The sequence below is a fragment of the Herbaspirillum aquaticum genome (genome assembly GCF_002213425.1).
GTDB lineage: Bacteria > Pseudomonadota > Gammaproteobacteria > Burkholderiales > Burkholderiaceae_D > Herbaspirillum > Herbaspirillum aquaticum.
Window position 1 is genome coordinate 18478 of sequence record NZ_NJGV01000030.1, and the last position, 15897, is coordinate 34374.

The 15897-nt window shown below is 63.8% G+C and carries 14 protein-coding genes; 5 read left to right on the forward strand and 9 right to left on the reverse strand.

The annotated features are described in order from the left end of the window. Positions 1-122: 122 nt before the first annotated feature. The 6 genes from CEJ45_RS23070 to CEJ45_RS23095 form a co-directional block, all read right to left on the reverse strand. Positions 123-377, reverse strand: a complete 255-nt coding sequence (locus tag CEJ45_RS23070) for a hypothetical protein (RefSeq protein ID WP_088757371.1) — start codon at positions 375-377, stop codon at positions 123-125. A 437-nt stretch (positions 378-814) separates the two neighbouring features. Next, entirely contained in the window at positions 815-1405 is a 591-nt protein-coding gene (locus tag CEJ45_RS23075; RefSeq protein ID WP_088757372.1) for a GNAT family N-acetyltransferase, read from the reverse strand. Positions 1406-1472: 67 nt separating this feature from the next. Beyond that, entirely contained in the window at positions 1473-2120 is a 648-nt protein-coding gene (locus CEJ45_RS23080) for an HAD family hydrolase (RefSeq protein WP_088757373.1), read from the reverse strand. A gap of 58 nt (positions 2121-2178) precedes the next feature. After that, positions 2179-3333, reverse strand: coding sequence for a c-type cytochrome biogenesis protein CcsB (gene ccsB / locus CEJ45_RS23085; protein ID WP_088757374.1), 1155 nt, complete (start codon positions 3331-3333; stop codon positions 2179-2181). 94 nt (positions 3334-3427) lie between these two features. Then, complete coding sequence (locus CEJ45_RS23090; RefSeq protein ID WP_088757375.1) at positions 3428-5593, reverse strand: cytochrome c biogenesis protein ResB; 2166 nt, start codon at positions 5591-5593, stop codon at positions 3428-3430. Between the two features lie 278 nt (positions 5594-5871). Continuing rightward, the gene (locus CEJ45_RS23095) at positions 5872-6534 is read right to left on the reverse strand and encodes a c-type cytochrome (RefSeq protein ID WP_039789612.1); all 663 of its coding nucleotides are present in this window, start codon (positions 6532-6534) and stop codon (positions 5872-5874) included. A 204-nt stretch (positions 6535-6738) separates the two neighbouring features. On the opposite strand from CEJ45_RS23095, the gene yihA reads away from it, so the two are divergent. From yihA to CEJ45_RS23115, 4 genes are all read left to right on the forward strand, one after another. Beyond that, positions 6739-7488, forward strand: a complete 750-nt coding sequence (yihA, locus tag CEJ45_RS23100; RefSeq protein ID WP_229296993.1) for a ribosome biogenesis GTP-binding protein YihA/YsxC — start codon at positions 6739-6741, stop codon at positions 7486-7488. A gap of 291 nt (positions 7489-7779) precedes the next feature. Then, the gene (hemB, locus tag CEJ45_RS23105; RefSeq protein WP_088757376.1) at positions 7780-8799 is read left to right on the forward strand and encodes a porphobilinogen synthase; all 1020 of its coding nucleotides are present in this window, start codon (positions 7780-7782) and stop codon (positions 8797-8799) included. Positions 8800-8825: 26 nt separating this feature from the next. Beyond that, positions 8826-9788, forward strand: coding sequence for an RNA polymerase sigma factor SigJ (gene sigJ, locus CEJ45_RS23110; protein ID WP_088757377.1), 963 nt, complete (start codon positions 8826-8828; stop codon positions 9786-9788). 123 nt (positions 9789-9911) lie between these two features. Continuing rightward, the gene (locus CEJ45_RS23115; protein WP_039789618.1) at positions 9912-10373 is read left to right on the forward strand and encodes a carboxymuconolactone decarboxylase family protein; all 462 of its coding nucleotides are present in this window, start codon (positions 9912-9914) and stop codon (positions 10371-10373) included. Positions 10374-10541: 168 nt separating this feature from the next. On the opposite strand, the gene CEJ45_RS23120 is transcribed toward CEJ45_RS23115, so the two are convergent. The 3 genes from CEJ45_RS23120 to CEJ45_RS23130 all read right to left on the reverse strand — a co-directional run bounded on the left by CEJ45_RS23120 (position 10542) and on the right by CEJ45_RS23130 (position 14741). After that, a complete protein-coding gene (locus CEJ45_RS23120; RefSeq protein WP_088757378.1) occupies positions 10542-11753 on the reverse strand; it encodes an ABC transporter substrate-binding protein in 1212 nt (403 codons plus the stop codon). Between the two features lie 118 nt (positions 11754-11871). Continuing rightward, positions 11872-13461: an aldehyde dehydrogenase (NADP(+)) gene (locus tag CEJ45_RS23125; protein WP_088757379.1), complete on the reverse strand. Its 1590-nt coding sequence runs from the start codon at positions 13459-13461 to the stop codon at positions 11872-11874. Positions 13462-13601: 140 nt separating this feature from the next. Continuing rightward, complete coding sequence (locus tag CEJ45_RS23130; protein ID WP_088757380.1) at positions 13602-14741, reverse strand: iron-containing alcohol dehydrogenase; 1140 nt, start codon at positions 14739-14741, stop codon at positions 13602-13604. 204 nt (positions 14742-14945) lie between these two features. Between CEJ45_RS23130 and CEJ45_RS23135 the strand changes: the two genes are divergently transcribed. After that, positions 14946-15890: a LysR family transcriptional regulator gene (locus CEJ45_RS23135; protein ID WP_088757381.1), complete on the forward strand. Its 945-nt coding sequence runs from the start codon at positions 14946-14948 to the stop codon at positions 15888-15890. Positions 15891-15897 lie beyond the last annotated feature (7 nt).

A 15897-nucleotide genomic window follows, 5' to 3' on the forward strand; every position in this document is an offset into this window, starting at 1 on the left:
CAAACCTCACCTGAACGTGAAGCGGAGAAAATGACAGCCGGAGCAGAAATGCCTCCGGCTGTTTTTATCGCACGGGAATGGGAAGGGATTCGGGCCAGATGCCGGCCCGGATCCGTCCCGCCTCATCGCGCGATGATGTCGCTTTCCATCTTGGGACGCTTGAAGCGCTGCGGGGAACCGCCTTCGAGGGCGTCATCCATCTGCTTGGAGATCTTGTCGTAACGCGCGCTGCAGTCATCGTCCTGATGGACGGCTTCTGCGCCCTTGAGGCGCTTGGCCAGGCGGGTGCTGCGCGCTTCCCCGCCCATGACGTATTGCTGGGCGGCGCGGCCGGCGTGGTTGTTGTTCGTGGTCTTGTTGCGTTGTATGGCTTGCATCGTATTTCCTCTTACGTCGCTGACGCTCAACGTTCTTCCATCCTGAGTTGTTGTTCGGAAGAACACGCAGCGCCCCGGAAGATGTTGCCTGCTGCCTTGATTCCGGGAGACTGCTCCAGATACACAAGCACTGCGTTTCTTGACAGTGCTTTAGGTATGTAACGCCCGAGCGGCGATTTGGAATACGCGAAAAGTCAGTATTTTGTCAGCCAAATCGAAATTACTGGATTGAAACAATTCCATGCGGCTTTGCAAAAATGGCGCAAACCCGCAGCCGTCAAGGCTGACAGCGCTGTCAGAATGCATCGGGTTGTGCACTTTTACTCAGCAAAAAAAAATGAAAAAAACGTGTTGCGAAACGTATCTTGGTTCACGTGACACGACAAATAAGCGACGAAAACTTACCCGGCGGCATGTTTATCAAGTGCTGCGACAGGTCAGTCATGCACCGGAACCGGCAGTCCGAGGTCGGCCGGCACCAATGAAAAGACCTTCGCATCGCGCGGTTCGCCATGAAAGACCAGGCGGTTGCGGGCAAGGCATTCAAGGGTTGCACCGGCCTTCTCGGCCACGCGCTGGCTGCGCAGGTTGCCCGCCTGGGCGACGATTTCCAGGCGGGTCAGACCCGTTTTGGAAAACGCAAAGGCCGCCGCCGCCCGCGCGGCCAGGGGCGCAATGCCACGACCGGTGTAGCCCTCGCGCACCCAGTAGCCGAGGTTGGCCATCTGGTTCAGCTGGCTGACCTGGTTGATGGCCACCGAGCCGATCACCAGGCCGTTGCTGCGATCAATGATGTTGAAATCGTAAGCCGCGTGGACATGCCATTGCTCGATCGAGCGCTGCAGGAACAGCTTGACGTCCAGCAGACCGTAGTCGGGCGTGCACCAGGCTTCCCACTGGCCGATGGCCTCCCTGGACTGGCGCACGGCGTCATACAGCGCCGGTGCCTCGCGCAGGCCGAGCGGACGCACTTCGATGGCACGGTCGCAATGGATGATTTGCCGTTCGCGGTCTAGGGAGCGGAGCATGGATGCCGTAGGTGAATTTTATTGCTGATCTTACCGAAATTGGCCGCTGCCGGAACTGTCCTTGGGGTCAGCCCAGCTGGGCTCGCAATTGTGCCAGGTGGGTGATGACCGCCACTTCGGCGGGCAACTCCGGATGCACGCCATGTTCCTGCAGGGCGATCACCTGCATGCCCGCTGCCAGCCCGGCCTGCACGCCCGGCAGGCTGTCTTCCACCACGGCGCAGCGCTGGGGCGCCACGCCCAGGCGTTCGGCGGCAAACAGGAACAGGGCGGGATCGGGTTTCCAGCGTTGCACGTCATAAGCGCTGAAGATCCGGCCGGCGAAATGCGGCAGCAGCCCGGTCACGCGCAGGCACAGCTCGATCTTGTGATGCGGGGCGTTGGAGGCCAGGGCGAAGGGGACATGCAGCTGCTCCACCATCTCGACGGCACCGCTGATGGGTTGCAGGTGCTGCTCCAGCATGCCCCCCATGAGGGCGCGCAACTCCTGCTCGAAATGCGCTGGCAGCGGCTGGCCATGCAATTGCTCGATATGCGAGATGCACCACTTCATGCTCACGCCGCGAAAACGCGCCAGCGCATCCTCGGGGCTGAGGGTGACGCCGTAGCCGGCCACGTACTCGGACCAGGCCCGGGCAGCCACCACTTCGCTGTCGACCAGGGTGCCATCACAGTCGAAGATGACCAGTTCGGGCGTGGCAGAGGGATGCTTCATCGTTGCTCCTTGTTGTCCGGGGGCGTTGGCCGCCCTCTGCAAGGAGCCGCCACTGCCATCAAAGTTCGCCGTAGGAATGCAGGCCCGAGAGGAACATGTTCACCCCGAGGAAGGCAAACGTCGTCACCAGCAGGCCCACCAGCGCCCACCAGGCGGCAGTACGGCCACGCAGGCCCTTCATGAGGCGCATGTGCAGCCAGGCGGCATAGTTGAGCCAGACGATCAGGGCCCAGGTTTCCTTGGGGTCCCACGACCAGTAGCCGCCCCAGGCCTCGGCGGCCCACAGCGCACCCAGGATGGTGGCGATAGTGAAGAAGGCAAAGCCGACCGCGATGGCCTTGTACATCACGTCATCCAGCACTTCCAGCGTGGGCAGGCGATCGGCCAGGATGCCGCGCTCGCGCAGCAGGTAGGCCACCGCCACCATCGCGGCCAGGGCGAAGGTACCGTAGCCGATGAAGTTGGCCGGCACATGGATCTTCATCCACCAGCTCTGCAGCGCCGGCACCAGCGGCTGAATCTCGGCCGCATCCCGCGAGACGGTATACCACATCAGGAAACCGACCGCTGCCGTGATGACGGTCAGCACGAAAGCACCCAACTGGCGGGTGGCGTAACGTTCTTCGTAGTACAGGTAGAAAAGGGCCGTAATCAGGCAGAACAGGACGAAAACTTCATATAAATTGGAAATGGGGATGTGGCCCACGTCCGGCCCGATCAGGTAGGACTCGTACCAGCGCACCATCATGCCGGTAAAGCCCAGCACCACGGCCGCCCAGCACAGGCGCGAGCCGATCGCGCTGCCGGTACCGGCCGCAGTGGCCAGGCCGCCCCAGTAGAACAGCGTAGAGAGGCAGAACAGCGCGCTCATCCACAGGATCGCGGACTGGCTGGAGAGCATGTACTTGAGGAAGAATTTCTTGTCGGCCACTTCGAGCGCGCCGCCATACATGGCGATGGCCCCCAGCGAGAGCACGGCGATCACCAGCATCAGCAGGCGTACCGGCTTCCAATGCCAGCCCAGCCAGGCGAAGGTCGGTGCGGCCAGCAGCAGCACGGCCTTCTCGTAGTAATCCATATAGCTGCCGAAGCGCCCGAAGGCGTACAGCGATCCGGCCACCAGCGCGGCGGCGTAGATCCAGTCGACGAGACTGAGCCGCCGGAAGAAGCCCTGTTCTTGCTCGTAGGCCTGGTTTGCTTGGGTCAGTTGCATTGCGTTCTCCACTGCTGCTGTCCCGGACCATGCGGCAGGCGCAAGCCAGCCCATGAGCCGGGGGATCGCCGCCATCACCGGCGGCATGAAGGGTTCAGGCCGAGGGACCGGGGGCGGGCTGGCCCGCGCCGGTCAGACGGCCTTTCATCTGTTCGAATTCCTTGTCGAAGTCCAGCGTGCGGCGCTGCGTGCTCATGGCCAGCAGCGCCTGGCTGCCCTGGCCATCGGGACCGGGCTTGATCCAGATCCAGAGGCGCCGTTCACGAATGTACAGCATCGAGAACACGCCCAGCACCAGGAACAGGCAACCCAGGTAGACCACCTTCTTGCCCGGCGAGCGCGTCACCTGCAGCACCGAGGCCTTGATCTCCTGGAAACCCGTGAGTTGCAGGAACACCGGCGCCGGATAGAAGGCCGCATCGGCCAGGGCGTTGATGGCCAGTTGCAGGTAGCGCCCGTGCTTCTCGTCGCTGGCCACCGCAGCCAGACCGTCTTGGGCGCGCGCAGCTTGCCACAACTCCCACATGCTGCCGTTGAGGATCTTCATGAAAATGTCCGCGGCCTTTTCCTGTTCGGCAGCGGGCAGCTGTTCCAGGAAGCGCGTGACTGCGATGTAGCCGGACACCTTGCCGTCGCCGGCAAAGATGGTCAACCCGCGCAGGGCCGATTGCTCCAGTTGCTCGCGCAGCACGGGTGAGGCTTCGCGGCCGCTGCTGATGGCCTGCCGCGCATAGCGGCGTGCCGCTTCCTCGCGCAAGGCCGGATTGGCCAGGGCCGCGCGCAGGCGCATCCACTCGGCCACGCTGTCGTTGTCATCGGCCGGAATGCGCAGGTAGCGGAAGGGCTGGTCCGGCTGCTCACGCATGCCGGCCAGGAAGACGTCGGCACCATCGATGGGCAGCGACTGCATGTAGTTGAAGTATTCCCGGGCCTGGCCGGTCTTGTCGCGCAGCTTGTACTGCACGCTCGGGCCGACATTCTTGAAGTCCTTGCTGTTGGCATTCTTGGCGCTGGAGCCGAGGTGCTTGTCCAGGCCGTCCATGAAGCCGCGATTGACATTCTTGCCCACGTTGACCGCGCGCGCATCGCCCGAGGTCGAACCGGACGCCTGGCCGGAAGCAGCTGCCTGCATGTTCTCGACGTTGAAGGGACGGAAGCCGCTCCATTCGATGGTGTAGTCGCCGCTGCTGGAGGACAGCGGCGTGGTGCCGTTGACTTCGCCGGCCAGGTCGAAGTGGCTGTTGCTGCCGCCGCGCATCGGATAGGCGACCAGCTTGAGCTTGCTGCCGCCGTCCTCGAAGCTGGATTGGTAGATGGCCACGCCCTTGTAGATCAGCGGTTCGTTGACCTTGATGGTGGCGGCCGTTTCCTTGCCGGTTTCATGGTCGCGCACCACCACTTCGCTGGCGAAGAGCTTGGGCATGCCGGTCGAGTAGAAATCGATGATGAAGCGCTTCAACTGGATGGTGAAGGGCAGGTCCTGGATCATCACGCCATCCTTCTGAGGGATGATGGCGGTGCTGCTGCTGGAACCTTCGGGAATGAGGGTGTTGCCACGGAAGGTCGGGTTGTTCAGGCCCAGGCGATAGCGTTCGGGAATTTCGGAGATGATGCCATTGCCGGCAAAGGCCGACTTGCCGTAGAACCATTGCTGGAAGCGGATCGGCAGATCCGAATCGAGCAGGCCGCCCAGGCAGATGATCACGATGGCCGCATGCGCGAAGATGTAGCCCCACTTGTTGGCCGCACCCTGCTTGGCCGCCAGCAGCGTGCCGCCTTCCTTGTCGACCAGCTTGGTCTTGTAGCCGCGCGCGCCGACCTGGCGGGCCAGACGCGCCGCAGCCTCGGCCGGGCTTTCGGCGCTGGTCCATTCATGCTTGTGATGGAAATTGCGCAGCGACTGCTCGCGCACGTTGTCGCGCCAACTCTTCACATCGCGCAGCATCTTGGGCGCATTGCGGGCGATGCACAGGGAGGTCGACAGCACCAGGAAGCCCATGATCAGCAGGAACCACCAGGCCGAATACACCGCATACAAGCCGAGCTTGCCGAAGATCTCAAACCAGAACGGACCGAACTGGTTCACGTAGTTGGGCATCGGTTCGTTCTGCTTCATGACCGTCCCGATCACCGAGGCGATGGCGATCAGGGTCAGCAAGCTGATCGCAAAGCGCATCGATGAGACCAGCTCCACGGCCTCGCCGAGCCAGCGTTGGCGGGTCCTGATCTGGATTCCTTGGGTACTGCTGCCCGTCGTCATATTCCTGCCTTACCGGACCGGGCCTACCGGTTCCGCTTACTTGGGGGGATCGCCTTGCCGGCCGGCAAAGCGATGCGAACCCGGAATTCTACCGCTCCGGGGGAAAGTCCGTGATACGCGCCTGCGTAACACGGGTATGCCGGGGCGATTATCTGGTCCGGCGGGAAGGCATCATGCCGTGTTGGACGACGATGCACCACGACGTGCGTCAACCCGCATGAAAAAAGGCGGCACGCCGGCCGCCTCTTTCCTGCCTGCGCCATGCGGCGGCAGGCTCATTACTTCAGGCCGGCGATGTAGTCGGCGACGGCCTTGATTTCCTTGTCCGACAGGCGGTCCGCGATGGCGGTCATCTGGGCGCTGTTGGTCCGCGCTCCGCCACGGAAGTTGGTCAGCTGGGCCACCGTGTAATCCTGGTGCTGGCCGGCCAGGCGCGGATACTGGGCCGGAATGCCGGCGCCGTTGGGGCTGTGGCAGCCAGCACAGGCCGGCACGTTCTTGGAGGCGATGCCGCCACGCCAGATGTGCTTGCCCAGCTCGATGGTGTCCTTGTTCTTGGCGGCACCCGGCTTGGGCGCCTGGGCGGCCAGGTAGGCGGCGACGTTGTGGATGTCTTCATCCGAGAGCGCCTTGGCCAGCGGCGACATCACCGGATTGTTGCGGTCGGGAGTACGGAAGTTGAGCAGCTGCTTGGCGATGTAGGCCTCGTGCTGGCCGGACAGCTTGGGATTCTGGGTGATGGTCGAATTGCCGGCCGCACCGTGGCAGGATACGCAGGCCACGATGTTGCGGGCATTGTCGCCATTGGTGTAGAGGGCTTCGCCCTTGGCCGGATCGGCCTTGATCGGGGCTTTCTTGTCATCGGCCGCATGGGCCGCCGAGGACACTGCCAGCACGGCAGCAAGAACGGTATACAACAGTGGGGAAAAGGCACGGTTCATTCGTCACCCTAATACTTATTGTGGAATTGAGAGATTTTGCCCGTTCGGCGGCTGGCTGCCCCCTGCCCAAATGCCTGTTGTTTGACCTGTCTCCAATGGCCGCCATATTTTTTGCTTGCTTGGCGTCAACGAGGCGCTGGGTTTCGAGCCATTGTACAATAGCTTCTCCGCGTTTTTCCCTCCTCTTTCGGATTTCCCCCCACCATGTCGCAACTTTGGCAAGCCCGTTTCTTCACCACCGTCAATCACCTGCGGGACCTGCCCAAGACCAGTGTGCCGGAAATCGCCTTCGCCGGCCGTTCCAATGCCGGCAAATCCAGTGCCATCAACGTGCTGTGCAACCAGAAGCGCCTGGCCTTCGCCTCCAAGACGCCGGGACGTACCCAGCACATCAACTATTTCTCGCTGGGCGGCGCCCACGTGGGCCAGCACCGCAATGACGAGGCGCGCCCCGATGAAATCCGCGCCATGCTGGTGGACTTGCCCGGCTATGGCTATGCCGAGGTCTCCGGGTCGGCCAAGCATCACTGGCAAGCCCTGCTGGGCGACTACGTGCGCCAGCGCGAGCAGCTGGCGGCGCTGGTGATGATCGTCGATTCGCGCCGTCCCTTCACCGACCTGGATATCCAGATGATCGAGTGGTTCGCCCCCACCGGCAAACCCATCCATTGCATCCTGAGCAAGGCCGACAAGCTCAACCGCAACGAATCCACCAATGCCCTGCGCCAGGCCCAGACCTTCCTGCAAAGCTATGTGGATGCGGATGGCCAGCCCTTCCCGTTCACGGCCCAGTTGTTCTCGGCCTTGAAGCGCATCGGGCTCGACGAAGCCAACGACAAGATCCTGGAACTGGCCGGCCTGAACCAGCCGGTACCGGCGTCCGAGCCGGTTGCACCGGCTGCGCCTGCAAATGAAGGTGCAGGCAGCGCCGCCAGCGAAACCCCGCAAGCCTGATCGCCGACAAGGCAAGATCTTTCCGGACGGAGTACAACGCATGAATAAAAAAACCCCGGAGAACAGGGAAATTCTCCGGGGAAGAACGCCTTTCGCTTGCGCGATCAGCCCCGCTCAGGGAGGGAAGGGGAAGCGGGAGGTGAAAAAATCACCTGCCGCCAAGATAATGTAAGCCGCGTAAATTGGAGCAGATTTGCAATCAAAGGAATCAAATCTCCGAAGATAGCGATATTTGCCTCGAAATAATTCCAAGATAGCCTCAAATAACATCTAATTTTTGAAAGCTGACCTATGTCCTTGACCGATTTCAGTTCCAACGCCGCCTACCCTGCCCTGCGCATGCGCCGCATGCGCCGCGACGCCTTCTCGCGCGCCCTGATGGCAGAAAACGTCATCACCAGCGCCGACCTGATCTACCCCGTGTTCGTGCAGGAAGGCCAGAACCTGCGCACGCCCGTGGCCTCGCTGCCGGGCGTGGAGCGGCTGTCGCTGGATGCGCTGCTGCCGGTGGCCGAGGAATGCGTCAAGCTGGGCGTGCCGGTGCTGGCACTGTTCCCGGTGATCGACCCGGCCCTGAAGACGCCTGACGGCATCGAAGCCACCAACCCCGACGGCCTGGTGCCGCGCGTGGTGCGCGCTTTGAAAGACCGCTTCCCCGAACTGGGCGTGCTGTGCGACGTGGCGCTGGACCCCTACACCAGCCACGGCCAGGACGGCGTGCTCGACGAGACCGGCTACATCCTCAACGATGAAACCATCGCGCTGCTGGTCAAGCAGGCGCAAACCCAGGCCGATGCCGGCGTGGACGTGGTGGCCCCCTCGGACATGATGGACGGCCGCATCGCCGCCATCCGCGCCATGCTGGAGGCCAAAGGCCACATCTACACCCGCATCATGGCCTACTCGGCCAAGTACGCCTCGGCCTTCTACGGTCCCTTCCGCGACGCCGTCGGCTCGGCCGCCAACCTGGGCAAGGGCAGCAAGGCCACCTACCAGATGGATCCCGCCAACAGCGACGAAGCCCTGCGCGAAGTGGCGCTGGACCTGCAGGAAGGTGCCGACATGGTCATGGTCAAACCCGGCATGCCCTACCTGGACATCGTGCGCCGCGTGAAGGATGAATTCCGGGTGCCCACCTTCGCCTACCAGGTCAGTGGCGAATACGCCATGATCAAGGCCGCCGCCCAGAATGGCTGGCTGGACCACGACAAGACCATGATGGAAGCCATGATGGCCTTCAAGCGCGCCGGCGCCGATGGCGTGCTGACCTACTTCGCGCTGGACATCGCGCGCAAGCTCAAGCAGGGCTGATCCCGCTGCCACCCCAGGCCCGGCCGATGAGCGACGACCCCGTACTCGCCCAGTTCACCCAGCTGCGGCCGCGCCTGTTCGGCGTGGCCTATCGCATGCTGGCCTCGCGCAGCGAAGCCGACGACGTCCTGCAGGACGCCTGGCTGCGCTGGCACGCCCAGGACAAGTCGGTGCTCGACTCGGCAGAAGCCTGGCTGGTCACGGTAGTCACACGCCTGTGCATCGACCGCCTGCGCCAGCTGCAGCAGGAACGCCAGCACTACGTCGGCCACTGGCTGCCGGAACCGCTGGTGGGACTGGCCGACCCGGCGCCGGAGATCGACTTGTTCGGGGCGGCCCGCCTGGCCCCCTCGCCGGAAACCCTGCTGGAACAGCAAAGTGACGTTTCCTTCGCCTACCTCCTGCTGCTGGAGCGCCTCAAGCCCGAAGAACGCGCGGCTTTCCTGCTACGTGAAGTATTTGACAACGACTATCCCGACATCGCCGCCATCCTGCAGAAGTCCGAAGCCAGTTGCCGCCAGCTGGTGCACCGCGCCCGTGAGCGGCTGGCGCGGCTGGAGGCCGATGGCATCGCGCGCCCTTCGGTTCGCGCCGCTTCCAGCCCGGTCACGCGCGAAACCCACGCCCTGCTGCTGGAGAAATTCATGCAGGCCGTGCAAAGCGGCCAGCGCGAGGCCATGCTGGGCCTGCTGGCCGAGGATGCGCGCCTGATCGGCGACGGTGGCGGCAAAGTGGCCTCGTTCCCGCACCCGCTGGCCGGTGGCGAGCGCATCTCCTGGCTGTACTACGCCAACGTGCGGCGCTTTGCGCAGCGTATCGTCTATCGCGCGGCCTGGATCAACGGCAGCCCGGGCTTGCTGCGCTACGTCGATGGCGCGCTGGAATCGGCCCAGGTGCTGGAATCGGATGGCCTGCGCATCCACGCCATCTATGTGGTGCGCAACCCCGACAAGCTGGCCGCCATCGCGCAGCAAAACGCGGCGCCCTGAGATTTTTCAAATTTCTTCATTTATTTTTCACCGGACCTGTCACAAGGGGCGAGCCCACTCCGTCTAGAAGGGGAACAGCGGCGATTGGCGTCGTTGTCACCTTATCCCCGATGGAGAATCCTCATGTCCGACTTCAAGCAACGCCTGCCCCACGCCAAGCTCGCCGCCCCGGCCTTCAATGCCCTGCTCAAGGCCAGCGAAGTGGTGCACCAGAGCGGTGTCGATCCCAAGCTGCTGGAACTGGTATTCCTGCGCGTGTCGCAACTCAATGGCTGCGCCTTCTGCACCGACATGCATTCGCATGACCTGCTGCAGAAGGGCGAAGACCAGCAGCGCCTCAATACCCTGGCGGCCTGGCGCGAAATCGCCTTCTTCACCGAAGCCGAACGCGCCGCGCTGAACTGGGCCGAACGCTTCACCCACCTGCACCAGCCCGATGCCGAGAAGGAAGACGCCGCCTTCGCCCTGCTGCAGCAGCACTTCAACGATACCGAGATCGCCAACCTGACCTTTGCGGTGGCCATCATCAATGCCTGGAACCGCCTGGGCGTGGCCATGCGCCCGCAGGCTCCGCGCCGTGCCTGAACGTTCCATCGGCAGATCAGGCAGATCAGGCAGGTGAAAAAAAACGCACCCCGGTCACCCGGGATGCGTTGAACATGGTCCGATCCACATCAGACTTCTTGCTCAAAAACTGGCAGGTGGCGGCATCACGGGCGCCACCCGGATTGATGCTTCATGCCGCCGGTGCGCTCACTTCCACAGTGCGCACTTGGATTCGGCCTTGGTCATGTAGGCTTGCTCGCCGGGGATGGTCTGCACCAGCTTGTAGTAATCCCATGGGCGCTTGGATTCGGAAGGTTTCTTCACTTCCATCAGGTACATGTCATGCACCATGCGGCCGTCCGGGCGTACCACACCATTGCTGGTGAAGAAATCCTTGATGCGGTTCTTGCGCAGGTAGTCCATGACCTGGTCGGCATCTGTGCTGCCCACGGCCTTGACCGCCTTCAGGTACTGGCCCACGGCCGACGCGTCACCGGCCTGGAACATGGACGGCATCTTCTTCATCTTCATGAAGTAGCGATTGGCCCAGGCGCGGCTCTCGTCGTTCAGGTCCCAATACCAGCCATCGGTGAGGTACATCCCCTGCGTCATCTGCAAACCCAGCGAATGGGTATCGTTGATGAAGATGAGCAGGCCGGCCAGCTTCATGGTCTTGTTCACGCCGAACTCATTGGCAGCCTTGATGGCATTGATGACGTCGCCCCCGGCCACGGCCAGGCCGAGGATCTGCGCCTTGGAGGACTGGGCCTGCAACAGGAAGGACGAGAAATCGGAAGTCGCCAGCGGGACGCGGGTCGCGCCGACGACATTGCCGCCATTGCTCTTGACGACTTCGCTGGTGTCCTTCTCCAGCGACGTACCGAAGGCATAGTCCGCCGTCAGGAAATACCAGGACTTGCCGCCCTGGCGCGTGATGGCCGCGCCCGTACCGCGTGCCAGGGCCGTGGTGTCATAGGCGTACTGGACGGTGTAGGCATTGCACTCTTCATTGGTCTGGCGGGTGGTGCCGGCGCCGACCGAGATGAAGACCTTCTTCTTCTCGCCCGCCACCTTGCCCATGGCCAGGCTGGCGGCCGAGTTCACACCGCCGACCAGCATGTCCACGCCATCGCGGTCGAACCATTCGCGGGCCTTGTTGGCGGCGATGTCGGCCTTGTTCTGGTGGTCGGCAAAGACCAGTTCCACTTTCTTGCCGTTGATGGTGCCGCCGGCATCGGCAATGGCCATGCGGATGGCTTCGACGCCGCCCTGGCCGTCGAAGTCGGCATAAGTGCCGGACATGTCGGTGATGAAGCCGATCTTGATGGTATCGCCCGCCGCCTGGGCGGTTGGCAGGGTGGCTGCGCCCAGCAGGGCACAGGCGGCCGACAGCGCGGCGCGCCGGATGAAAGCGGTCATGGGGTCTCCTCCTTTGGGGGTCCTGGAATGTGATTCTTGTTGCGACCCCGCAATCGAGTGCGGGGAAGGTCTTGCGGGACCGGCAGTGCTTTGCCGGTCCGGTCTTGCGTGTGGACGATCAGCCGACGGTGGCGCGCGTCTGTTCGCCATCGACCAGGCGCATCAGGCCCAGCGGGTTGGCGTTCTGCAGCGCGGCCGGCAGCATGGCGTCCGGATAGTTCTGGTAGCACACCGGGCGCAGGAAGCGCTCGATGGCCAGCGTGCCCACCGAGGTGCCACGCGCGTCGGAGGTAGCCGGATACGGGCCGCCATGGACCATCGCATCGCACACCTCGACGCCGGTCGGGAAGCCGTTCAACAGCAGGCGGCCGGCCTTCTGTTCGAGGATCGCGATGAGGTCCTGGTTGCCTTGCAGGTCACCGATTTCGGCTTGCAGGGTGGCGGTCAGCTGGCCGTTCATCTTGGCGGCGAAGTCCAGCAGCTGTTCACGGCTTTCCAGCTCGACGATGACGGTGGAGGGGCCGAAGACTTCTTCTTCCAGCGGCGCTTCCTTGGAGAACAGCAAGGCCGCATCGGCCTTGAACAAGTGCGGCACGGCCTGGGTGTAGCTGGTGCCGCCGGTGGCGATGACCTTCACGCCCGGCAGCTGGGTCAGGCGCGCCACACCGCCGTTGTAGTGGGTCAGGCCGCCGCTGTTGAGCATGGTGGCCGGGTTGGTGCCACCGAAGGCGGCCGACAGCTTCTCGATGAAGGCGGTCAGTTCCGGCGAACGCACGCCCAGGAGCAGGCCGGGGCTGGTGCACAGCTGGCCCACGCCGACCGTGACGGAGCCCGCCAGGTCCTTGGCGATGGCGTCACCGCGCAGCTTCAGGGCTTCGGACATCAGGATGATGGGGTTGATGCTGGACATCTCGGCAAACACCGGGATCGGCTGCGGACGGGCGGCGGCCATGTCGCACAGGGCGCGGCCACCACGCAGCGAGCCGGTGAAGCCGACGGCCTGGATGCCGGCGCTCTTGACCAGCTGGGCACCGACGCGATCACCGTAGATCATGTTGAAGGTACCGGCCGGCATGCCGGTCTTCTTGACGGCGCGCTCGATGGCGTTGGCTACCAGTTCGGAGGTGACCAGGTGGCCGCTGTGGGCCTTGAACACCACCGGGCAGCCGGCGGCCAGCGCGGCAGCAGTATCGCCACCGGCTACCGAGAAGGCCAGCGGGAAGTTGCTGGCACCGAACACGGCCACCGGACCCACGCCGATCTTGTACTGGCGGATGTCCGGGCGCGGCAGCGGCTGGCGTTGCGGCAGGGCGGTATCGATGCGGGCACCGTAGAAGTCGCCACGGCGCAGCACCTTGGCGAACAGGCGCATCTGGCCGCTGGTACGGGCGCGCTCGCCGGCCAGGCGCGGGGTGGCCGGCAGGGCGGTTTCACGGGCCACGGCCGCCAGGAAGTCGTCGCCCAGGGCATCGATCTCGTCGGCGATGGCTTCCAGGAACAGCGCGCGCTGTTGCGCCGGAACGGCGCGGTAGAGCGGATAGGCCTTCTCGGCCGCGTCCACGGCGGCGGCCACTTCGTGCTCGGTGGCAGTCAGGAAAGGGGTTTCAAAGAGGGCGCCGGTGGCCGCGTCTACGCTGTGCAGGGCGACGTCGCCCTGGCCGCTGCGCTGGCCGCCGATGTAGTTGTGTCCTAGGATCTTGTCGCTCACGTTGTGCTCCTGCTGGTGTCGTTGATGCCGCCCGGGGTCGGGTCAGGCAAGAAAGCTGCGCCCGCGCAAGGCGGGAGCAGCTGAGGGGGAAATGCGCAGCAGGCCGAGAGTAGCCTGCCCGCGCTGTTCATTGTCGGCCATCACATGGATTGCTGCAGCATGTTCAGGTAATCCTGTTCCGAGGCTTCGCGCGGATTGGTCTTGTGGCTGTGGTCGGCCAAGGCACCCTTGATGATCTGCGGGAACAGGGATTCGCTCACACCCAGTTCGCGCAGCCCTGCGGGCAAGCCGAGGCGACGGCTCATGTCACGGATTGCCGGGCCGATCTCGGCACCGCTGGCCAGGCCCATGGCGTGTGCCATGCGCGCCATCTTGTTGTCCTTGACCATGCTGGGCGCACTTTCGTTGAAGGCGATGATGGCCGGCAGGAAGATCGCGTTCAGGGTGCCGTGGTGCAGCTTGGGATTGATGCCGCCCAGCGAGTGCGACAGGCTGTGTACGCAACCAAGTCCCTTCTGGAAGGCCATGGCGCCCTGCATGGAGGCGCTCATCATGTTGAGCCGCGCTTCGCGGTCACCCGGTTCACGGGTGGCGCGCTCGATGTGCGCCCAGGCGCGCCACAGGCCATCCAGCGCGATGCCGTCGGCAGGCGGGTTGAAGGCCGGGGCCATGAAGGTCTCCAGGCAGTGCGCGATGGCATCCATGCCGGTGGCGGCCGTCATCAGCGGCGGCAGGCCCAGGGTCAGTTCGGGGTCGCAGAGGGCCAGCTTGGGCACCAGGTGCGGCGAAATGATGCCGACCTTGCGGCCATCGTCGAGGATCAGAATGGCACCCCGGCCGACTTCGCTGCCGGTACCGGCAGTGGTCGGGATGGCGATCACCGGGGCGGTCTTGGCCGTGATGTTGGCCAGGCCGCCTTCGATGAGGGCAAAGGATTTCAGCGGGCCTTCATGAGTGCCGCAGACGGCCACGCCCTTGGCCAGGTCAATGGAGGAACCGCCGCCTACGGCCACAATGCCATCGCAGCCATGCTCGCGGAACAATGCCACGGCGGCGCGCACGGCACCCTCGTTGGGATTGGGCGGGGTCTGGTCGTAGACGACGGTGCCGGCACCTGCCTTCAACTGGCCCAGGACCTTGTCCAGCAGGCCGGCGTTGCGGATGCCCGGGTCGGTCACCAGCAGCGGCTTCTTGATGCCCAGGCGGTCGCATTCCTGCTGCAGCAGCGCCAGCGCGCCGTAGTCGAACTGGACCTGGGTAATGTAGTTGATGAGTGCCATTACATAGCCTTGATTTATAGATGTCTCCACCGGGTCCGCCATCGGCGGGCTTGCTCAGAAACCCTGCAGGAGCCAGCGTTTCCCAATAGGGGACCCGCTTTGGAAAGCCAGACTCTAAGCCATCGAGGGGCGCTTGGCTAATGAGAGCTGTTGATATGGGTATAACCAACGCTCATACTAGCGGCTTCTTTGGGGATCACTTCCATGCACAATACCTTGCCCTCGCTGGCCTCCATCACTTCGCGCCTGCACCTGCGCCAGTTGCGGCTGCTCATTGCGCTGTCCGACCATGGTTCCCTGCTCAAGGCGGCCGAGCAGGTGGCGCTGACCCAGCCGGGCGCCAGCAAGGCCTTGCAGGAGATCGAGAGTACGCTCGGAGCGCAATTGTTCACCCGCACCAATCGCGGGCTGGAAGCGACCGAGCTGGGCCATTGCGTGATCCGCTATGCGCGGCTGATCCAGACCGACCTGACCCACCTGCGTGAAGAAATGTTATCCATCATGCAAGGCCACGGTGGACGGCTGGCCGTGGGCACCATCATGGGCGCGGTGCCGCTCTTGACCGATGCGCTCACGCAATTGCTGGAGGCGCATCCGACGCTGTCGGTGGAAATCGTGGAAGACACCAGTGCCCGCCTGCTGCGCCTGCTGGACCAGGGCCGTCTGGACCTGGCGATCTGCCGCACCAGCATCAGCCAGCGCCCGGACCTGTATGACGCCTTCAACATCCATGAGGAAGAGCTGGCCGTGGTGGCCAGCGTGCAGCATCCGCTGGCTGGAGCATCCAGCCTGCAACTGGCGGACCTGGCCGATTCACGTTGGGTGGTCTATTCGGCCAACATGCCGATGCGACTGACGCTGGAGCGCGAATTCCACAATGCCGACCTGCGCTTCCCGCTGCACCTGATGGAAACCACCTCGGCCTTCACCACCTTGTCGCTGCTGCAGAAGAATCCGCACTTTGTGGCACTGCTGTCAGTGGATGTGGCGCAGTTCTGCACGCGCTTCGGCATGACGCGCATCCTGCCGCTGAAGCTGCATACGCGCAGCGAGCCCTATCAGTTGGTGACACGGCACGGGACGCTCCTGTCGCCGGTGGCGCGGTTGTTCGTGGATGGATTTGCGCGGGCGGTGGCGCCGGGCGCCTGAGCAGGGG

Excerpts from the sequence above, each read along its gene's own strand:
- CEJ45_RS23070 (WP_088757371.1), bottom strand. The coding sequence starts at position 377 with ATGCAAGCCATACAACGCAACAAGACCACGAACAACAACCACGCCGGC.
- CEJ45_RS23075 (WP_088757372.1), bottom strand. The coding sequence starts at position 1,405 with ATGCTCCGCTCCCTAGACCGCGAACGGCAAATCATCCATTGCGACCGT.
- CEJ45_RS23080 (WP_088757373.1), bottom strand. The coding sequence starts at position 2,120 with ATGAAGCATCCCTCTGCCACGCCCGAACTGGTCATCTTCGACTGTGAT.
- ccsB (WP_088757374.1), bottom strand. The coding sequence starts at position 3,333 with ATGCAACTGACCCAAGCAAACCAGGCCTACGAGCAAGAACAGGGCTTC.
- CEJ45_RS23090 (WP_088757375.1), bottom strand. The coding sequence starts at position 5,593 with ATGACGACGGGCAGCAGTACCCAAGGAATCCAGATCAGGACCCGCCAA.
- CEJ45_RS23095 (WP_039789612.1), bottom strand. The coding sequence starts at position 6,534 with ATGAACCGTGCCTTTTCCCCACTGTTGTATACCGTTCTTGCTGCCGTG.
- yihA (WP_229296993.1), top strand. The coding sequence starts at position 6,739 with ATGTCGCAACTTTGGCAAGCCCGTTTCTTCACCACCGTCAATCACCTG.
- hemB (WP_088757376.1), top strand. The coding sequence starts at position 7,780 with ATGTCCTTGACCGATTTCAGTTCCAACGCCGCCTACCCTGCCCTGCGC.
- sigJ (WP_088757377.1), top strand. The coding sequence starts at position 8,826 with ATGAGCGACGACCCCGTACTCGCCCAGTTCACCCAGCTGCGGCCGCGC.
- CEJ45_RS23115 (WP_039789618.1), top strand. The coding sequence starts at position 9,912 with ATGTCCGACTTCAAGCAACGCCTGCCCCACGCCAAGCTCGCCGCCCCG.
- CEJ45_RS23120 (WP_088757378.1), bottom strand. The coding sequence starts at position 11,753 with ATGACCGCTTTCATCCGGCGCGCCGCGCTGTCGGCCGCCTGTGCCCTG.
- CEJ45_RS23130 (WP_088757380.1), bottom strand. The coding sequence starts at position 14,741 with ATGGCACTCATCAACTACATTACCCAGGTCCAGTTCGACTACGGCGCG.
- CEJ45_RS23135 (WP_088757381.1), top strand. The coding sequence starts at position 14,946 with ATGCACAATACCTTGCCCTCGCTGGCCTCCATCACTTCGCGCCTGCAC.